Annotated in this window: 8 protein-coding genes; 3 read left to right on the forward strand and 5 right to left on the reverse strand. The window is 72.0% G+C overall.

The features are described from left to right. Both AC1DY2_RS13260 and AC1DY2_RS13265 read left to right on the forward strand, forming a co-directional pair. On the forward strand, positions 1 to 360 hold a 360-nt coding region (locus tag AC1DY2_RS13260; RefSeq protein ID WP_476762855.1), incomplete at its 5' end, for a hypothetical protein. Continuing rightward, complete coding sequence (locus AC1DY2_RS13265) at positions 357 to 923, forward strand: TlpA family protein disulfide reductase (RefSeq protein ID WP_476762856.1); 567 nt, start codon at positions 357 to 359, stop codon at positions 921 to 923. The genes AC1DY2_RS13260 and AC1DY2_RS13265, both read left to right, overlap by 4 nt. Positions 924 to 938: 15 nt before the next feature. Here the strand turns inward: AC1DY2_RS13265 and dnaG are convergent, their stop codons facing one another. The 3 genes from dnaG to dusB all read right to left on the reverse strand — a co-directional run bounded on the left by dnaG (position 939) and on the right by dusB (position 5,376). Next, on the reverse strand, positions 939 to 2,846 hold the full coding sequence (gene dnaG / locus AC1DY2_RS13270; RefSeq protein ID WP_476762857.1) for a DNA primase: 1,908 nt from the start codon (positions 2,844 to 2,846) through the stop codon (positions 939 to 941). A gap of 114 nt (positions 2,847 to 2,960) precedes the next feature. Then, positions 2,961 to 4,217, reverse strand: coding sequence for a deoxyguanosinetriphosphate triphosphohydrolase (locus AC1DY2_RS13275; RefSeq protein WP_476762858.1), 1,257 nt, complete (start codon positions 4,215 to 4,217; stop codon positions 2,961 to 2,963). 1 nt (position 4,218) lies between these two features. Continuing rightward, positions 4,219 to 5,376, reverse strand: coding sequence for a tRNA dihydrouridine synthase DusB (dusB, locus tag AC1DY2_RS13280; RefSeq protein WP_476762859.1), 1,158 nt, complete (start codon positions 5,374 to 5,376; stop codon positions 4,219 to 4,221). A 90-nt stretch (positions 5,377 to 5,466) separates the two neighbouring features. Between dusB and AC1DY2_RS13285 the strand changes: the two genes are divergently transcribed. Then, entirely contained in the window at positions 5,467 to 5,949 is a 483-nt protein-coding gene (locus tag AC1DY2_RS13285; RefSeq protein WP_476762860.1) for an aminoacyl-tRNA deacylase, read from the forward strand. Between the two features lie 3 nt (positions 5,950 to 5,952). Here the strand turns inward: AC1DY2_RS13285 and AC1DY2_RS13290 are convergent, their stop codons facing one another. Continuing rightward, positions 5,953 to 6,108, reverse strand: a complete 156-nt coding sequence (locus AC1DY2_RS13290) for a hypothetical protein (protein WP_476762861.1) — start codon at positions 6,106 to 6,108, stop codon at positions 5,953 to 5,955. Beyond that, the coding region (locus AC1DY2_RS13295; protein ID WP_476762862.1) for a DsbA family oxidoreductase at positions 6,105 to 6,336 on the reverse strand (232 nt) is incomplete at its 5' end. The genes AC1DY2_RS13290 and AC1DY2_RS13295, both read right to left, overlap by 4 nt.

A 6,336-nucleotide genomic window follows, 5' to 3' on the forward strand; every position in this document is an offset into this window, starting at 1 on the left:
CAGCTCGTCGTCCGTGACGGCCACCTCCGGGAGCTCGGCGCCGCATGCTCCGGAGCGCGGCCGTACCTCGGCATCCACAAGGGCGCCGAGCTCGCCCTCCACGACGACGAAGGCCGCCAGGTGTTCGCCGCGGTGCTCGGCGACGGCGAGGCCGTGAAGGTCGACGACATCGACTACGGCACGGCCCCGCGCATCCCCACCTTCTGCCGGTTCTCCCTGGGGTCCGCGGAGCTGGACGACGGGACGCAGTACGCCGTCAGCATCGACGGACAGGTCGTCGCCGAACATGAGGCGGATGCCGCTGAGCCGATGGTCTTCGTGCCGGCACTCGCCGACCCCACCATCGAAGGAACCGAATGACCTCCCTCCGCCGAGTCGCCACGGTCATCGCCGCCGCTGCCCTGGCCCTCACCCTCGCCGCGTGCACGTCCGAACCACGAGGTGGTGCAGCCCGTCTTCCCGGCGACCTCCCCGAGGGCACGTCGTTCGCCTCCGACGCGGACGCCCCCGCTGCCCCGTCGCTCGAGGGCCGTCTGGTCGACGGCACGGAGGTCGACCTGGACATCCTCGCGGCTGGGCGTCCGCTCATCGTGCAGTTCATGGCCAGCTGGTGCTCCACGTGCGCCGGCCAGCAGGGCGTGCTCGCCGACGTGGCGTCCCAATACGGCGACGCCGTGGCGATCGCCCAGGTCTCGGGCGACACCGACCCCGAAGCGCTCGCGACCTACCTCGACGACCAACAGGTCGGCGACCCCGTCGTGCTCGATCCCGACCTGCGGATCTGGCGCGCCTACGCCGTGACCGAGCCGCCCATGACCGCGCTCATCGACGCCGACGGGCATCTCGTGAAGCTCTGGCCGGGCGGCGCCGACGCCGCGAAGATCGGCGAGCAGCTCGAGCAGATGGTGTCCCGCGCAGGCTGAGCGAGGCGCGTGCCGTCAGTCGCCCCGGAGGGCCCGGCGATCGCGCTCGAGGTCGACGAGGGCGTGCTGGAGCGCGGTGTACGTCGCCGTGTCGGCGCGATCCGCGCGCTGGAGCCGGCCGAGCAGCTCGGACTTCTGCCGCAGGAGCTCCCGGTCGACGAGCGCGCTCACCACCCCCGTGACGTAGGCCGCGAGTTCGGCCTCGCTGCGCTGCGGCACCGGCGCGACGGCGAGCTGGTGCACGATGCCGCTGAACGGCGCGGGCACCTCCTCGACGACCCGGTCGACGCGGATGGCGGGCTCGGGTGACGCGAGCACGGATGCCACGGCGTCGCGGACGACCGCGAGCGTCGCATTGCCGAACCGGCAGTCGATCGCGTGGCGGAGCAGGTCGGCGCCGACCGCGTCGGGGTACTGCAGGATGACCTGCAACGCGTCGCGCTCGAGCCGGGTCGACGGGTCGTTCGGCAGGTCGGTGATCGAGAACGGGCGGGTCGGAGCATCCGCTGCCGCGGCGTGGTCACGCGGCGAACCCTGCTGCCCGTTGCCCGGCGCCGCCGACGCGACCGATCCGCGTCGGTCGCCGCCCGCGGCGGTGCCCTTGGGGCGTGACGCCGCCGATCGCAYGGCCCGCTCGACCTCGGCKAGCTCGAGGCCCAGCATGCGCGCGAGCTCGCGCGTGTATCCGGGGCGCAGCGCGGGGTCGCGGATGTCGGCGACGGCTGGCGCCGCGGCCCGCAGCGCGGACACCCGCCCCTCGACCGTCTCGAGGTCGTAGCGCGCGACCGTGTGGCGGATCACGAACTCGAACATCGGCGTGCGCGTGTCGACGAGGGATCGCACGGCGGCGTCGCCGCGCGCGAGCCGCAGGTCGCACGGATCGAGCCCGTCGGGCGCGACCGCGACGAACGTCTGGGCCGCGAAGCGCTGCTCCTCGGCGAAGGCGCGCATGGCGGCCTGCTGCCCGGCCGCGTCACCGTCGAACGTGAAGACGACCTCGCCGATGCCCGAGTCGTCGCCGAGCACCCGCCGCAGCACCTTGATGTGGTCGACGCCGAACGACGTGCCGCACGTCGCGATCGCGGTGGTGACCCCGGCGAGGTGGCACGCCATCACGTCGGTGTAGCCCTCGACGACCACGACTCGGTGCGTCTTCGCGATGTCGCGCTTGGCCAGGTCGAGGCCGTACAGCACCTGTGCCTTGTGGTAGATCGCCGTCTCGGGGGTGTTCAGGTACTTGGGGCCCTGGTCGTCGTCGAGGAGCCGCCGCGCCCCGAAGCCCACGGTCTGTCCGGTCACGTCACGGATGGGCCACACGAGCCGGCCGCGGAACCGGTCGTACACGCCGCGGTCGCCCTGCGAGACGAGGCCGGATGCCGCGAGCTCCTCGGTCGTGAATCCCCGCCCCTTGAGGTGGTCGGTCAGTGCGTCCCAGCTCTTGGGCGCGAAGCCCACGCCGAACCTGCGGGCGGCCTCGGCGTCGAATCCGCGCTCGCCGAGGAACCGGCGACCGACCTCGGCGTCGGGTGCGCCCAGTCGCTCGACGAAGAACTCGGCGGCGGCCTGGTTGGCGGCGAGCAGCCGCGCCCGGTTGCCGTGGTCGGAGGCCTGCCCGCCGTCTTCGTAGTGCAGTTCGAGCCCGACGCGGCCGGCAAGACGCTCGACCGCCTCGGTGAACGAGACGTGGTCCATGCGCTGCAGGAACGAGTAGACGTCGCCCGATTCGCCGCATCCGAAGCAGTGGTAGTAGCCGAGCTGCGGACGCACGTGGAAGCTCGGGCTGCGCTCGTCGTGGAAGGGGCACAGCCCCTTCAGGGAGCCGACGCCCGCGGACTTGAGGCTCACGTGCTCGCCGACGATGTCGGCGATGTTGGTGCGGGCCTTGACCTCTTCGACATCGCTCTGTCGAATACGGCCCGCCATGGCTCTCATCCTAGTTCGCCACGGAACGACGAGCGCCGGTTGCGGACACGTCGCAGGGCGACCCGACCCTGGTCGGTAGGCCACTGGGTTGCCCGCCGCACCGGTGTCGGGCGCTCACCGCTGGACGAGCCGTTCGTACCAGGCGAGTGCGGACTGGTCGGTGAGGCTCGCGACCTGGTCGACGATGGCGCGCTTGCGGGCGTCGTCGTCGCGGGCCTCCCGCCAGTCTGCGGCGAAGCCAGGATCGAGATGCCGGTCGCCCGTCTCGTGCAGCACGTCGGCGAGCGAGGTGAGCACCTGGCGCTGCTGGGTGTAGATGGGCTGGCGGGTGTTCTTCGACATGACGAACGCGGCCACGATGCCCTTGAGCACCGCGATCTCGGCCTGGATCTCGCGCGGCACGACCACGTCGGCGTCGAACCGGATGAGGCTCGCGAGCGGGAACGCCGACCTGGTCGCCTCGGTCGCGGCGTGCGCGAAGCGGCCGATGAGCTGGCTCGTGAGGTTCTTCAGCCGCCCCTGCTCKAGGCGGCTGCCGCTCCACGTGTCGAGCCAGCCGTCGAGCGAGTCGAGCCGGTCGAACGCGGCGATGAGCTCGTCGTGGGTGATGGCGCCGCCGATCCACTCGTACATCGACGAGACGAGCGCATCGTGGTCGACGCGGGCGCCGAGCGCGGCCACGTCGACGTAGCCGTTCACGATGGCGTCCTCGAAGTCGTGCACCGAGTAGGCGATGTCGTCGGAGAGGTCCATGACCTGCGCCTCGATGCAGAGCCGCCGCTCGGGAGCCCCGGCGCGCATCCACTCGAAGACGGCGACGTCGTCGCGGTAGAAGCCGAACTTCGCGCGGCCGCTCGGGTCGGCGACCGAGGTGGCCTCTGGCCACGGGTACTTGCAGCTCGCATCGAGGCTCGCGCGCGTGAGGTTGAGCCCGTAGCTGCGACCGTCGGCGTCGAAGACCTTCGGTTCGAGTCGCGTGAGGATGCGCAGGGTCTGCGCGTTGCCCTCGAAGCCGCCGATGTCGTCGGCCCAGGTGTTGAGCGCCCGCTCGCCGTTGTGCCCGAAGGGCGGGTGCCCCAGGTCGTGGGCGAGGCAGGCCGTGTCGACGACGTCGGGGTCGAGGCCGAGGCTCGTGGCGAGCTCGCGGCCGACCTGGGCGACCTCGAGCGAGTGGGTGAGGCGGTTGCGGGCGAAGTCGAGGCCCGCGGTGGGGCTCAGCACCTGCGTCTTTGCCGCGAGACGTCGGAGTGCGCTCGAGTGCAGCAGCCGCGCCCGGTCGCGGGCGAAGTCGCTGCGCCGGTTCGTGTGCTCCTCGGGCAGCAGGCGTTCGGTGTCGGCGTCGTCGTATCCGCCGAACAGTCGCTCCCGCACGTCAGCCGCCGCTCGTGTCGAGCTCGGCGTCGACGAGCGTGGTGCGATCGTGGCCGGCGAGCTCCTGCGAGTCGAGCCAGCCCTCGGGGAGCGCGGGATTCTTCGGGGTGCCCGCTCGCCCGCGTGGACCCTCGGCGCCCTCGCCGGGGTAGGGCATCGACCAGTCGAGCGTGCCGAGCAGGTCGTCGAGCTGCGCGAGCGACTCGACCGTGGCGAGCTTCGCCCGCAGTTCGCCGCCGACCGGGTAGCCCTTGAAGTACCACGCGACGTGCTTGCGGATGTCGCGGCAGCCCCGCTCCTCGCTGTCGAAGAACTCGGTGAGCAGCTCGGCGTGCCGCCGGAACGTCTGCGCCACCTCGCCGAGCGACGGATGCGCCGTGGCCGACTCGCCGCGGAACGCCGCCGCGAGGTCGCCGAAGAGCCACGGCCGGCCGAGGCATCCGCGCCCGACGACCACCCCGTCGCATCCGGTCTCGGACACCATGCGCAGGGCGTCGTCGGCCGACCAGATGTCGCCGTTGCCGAGCACCGGCACGCTCGTGACGGTCTGCTTGAGCTTCGCGATGGCCGACCAGTCGGCCTCGCCCGAGTAGAACTCCGCAGCGGTGCGGGCGTGCAGGGCGATCGAGGCGACCCCCGCGCCCTCGGCGATGCGGCCAGCCTCGAGGTAGGTGAGGTGGTCGGCGTCGATGCCCTTGCGCATCTTCACCGTGAGCGGGATGTCGCCGGCGGCTCGCACGGCGCCCTCGACGATGTCGCGGAACAGGCCGCGCTTCCACGGCAGCGCGGCTCCCCCGCCCTTGCGGGTGACCTTGGGCACGGGGCATCCGAAGTTCAGGTCGATGTGGTCGGCCCGGTCTTCGGCGACGAGCATGGTGACCGCCTCGGCGACGGTCTTCGGGTCGACGCCGTAGAGCTGGATCGACCGAGGCGTCTCGGACTCGTGATGCGTGATGAGCCGCATGGACTCGGGCGTGCGCTCGACGAGGGCCCGGGACGTGATCATCTCGCTCACGTAGAGGCCGGCGCCGAACTCGCGGCAGAGCCGGCGGAACGCCGTGTTGGTGATGCCGGCCATCGGGGCCAGCACGACGGGGACGTCGAGTTCGATCCCGCCGATCGTGAGCGGGGCCGCGGGGAGCGTGTCTGAAGTGGGCATCACCGTCGATTCTCCCAGAGTTCCGGTCGGCTTCGCCCGTGAGCGCCGAGCGCGCCTAGGATCCGAGGAGGACGAGGTGTGGAGGACGAGATGGTCGATGCTGGGCTCACGGGTTCCGATCGGGTGCGAGCGGATGCCGCCGACCGCGGCCTCGAGGTCGAGATCATCGAACGCCCGGCGGCCCGCAGCCTCGAGGAGGCCGCGGAACTGCTCGGCATCACCCCGGCCGACATCGTCAAGTCGCTCGTCGTGAAGCGCAGCGACGACACGTACGTGTTCGCGCTCGTGCCCGGCGGTCGCAAGATCTCGTGGCCGAAGCTGCGCGGGCTGCTCGGCGTCAACAAGCTCCAGCTGCCGGATGCCTCGCTCGCGCTGGCCGCCACGGGGTACGAGCGCGGCACGATCACGCCGCTCGGCTCGACCACCGCCTGGCCGGTCGTCGTCGACGCGACCATTCCGGGGCGACGCGTCTCGATGGGCGCCGGAGAGCACGGCCGCAGTCTGTTCGTCGACGCCGACGACCTCGTGCGCGCGTTCGACGCGACCGTGGCCGACATCACCGACCCCGAGTAGCGGTCAGTCCGCGGCGCGGTCCGCGGTCGGGATGAAGCAGACGTCGCCCTCGCAGACCATGGCCGCCGGGTCGCCGGTCACCATCGTGAACGGCGAGGGCGCGGCATCCGTCGACCCTGCCGTCACGACCCCGTCGACCCGCTCGATGCGCTCGGTCATGCCGCGGCGCCGTCGCGCTCGCCGGCGACCTGCGTGAGCACCTGGCTGAACACCTCGGCGGGCTGGGCGCCCGACACGCCGAACTTGCCCTCGAAGACGAAGAACGGCACGCCGTTGATGCCGTAGGCGCCGGCCTGGGCGATGTCGGCCTGCACGGCGGCGGAGTAGCGGCCCGACTCGAGCGCCTCGCGCGCGGCACTCGCGTCGAGTCCGACCTCGGCGGCGAGC

The sequence above is a fragment of the Agromyces sp. P1_H4 genome (genome assembly GCF_056405255.1).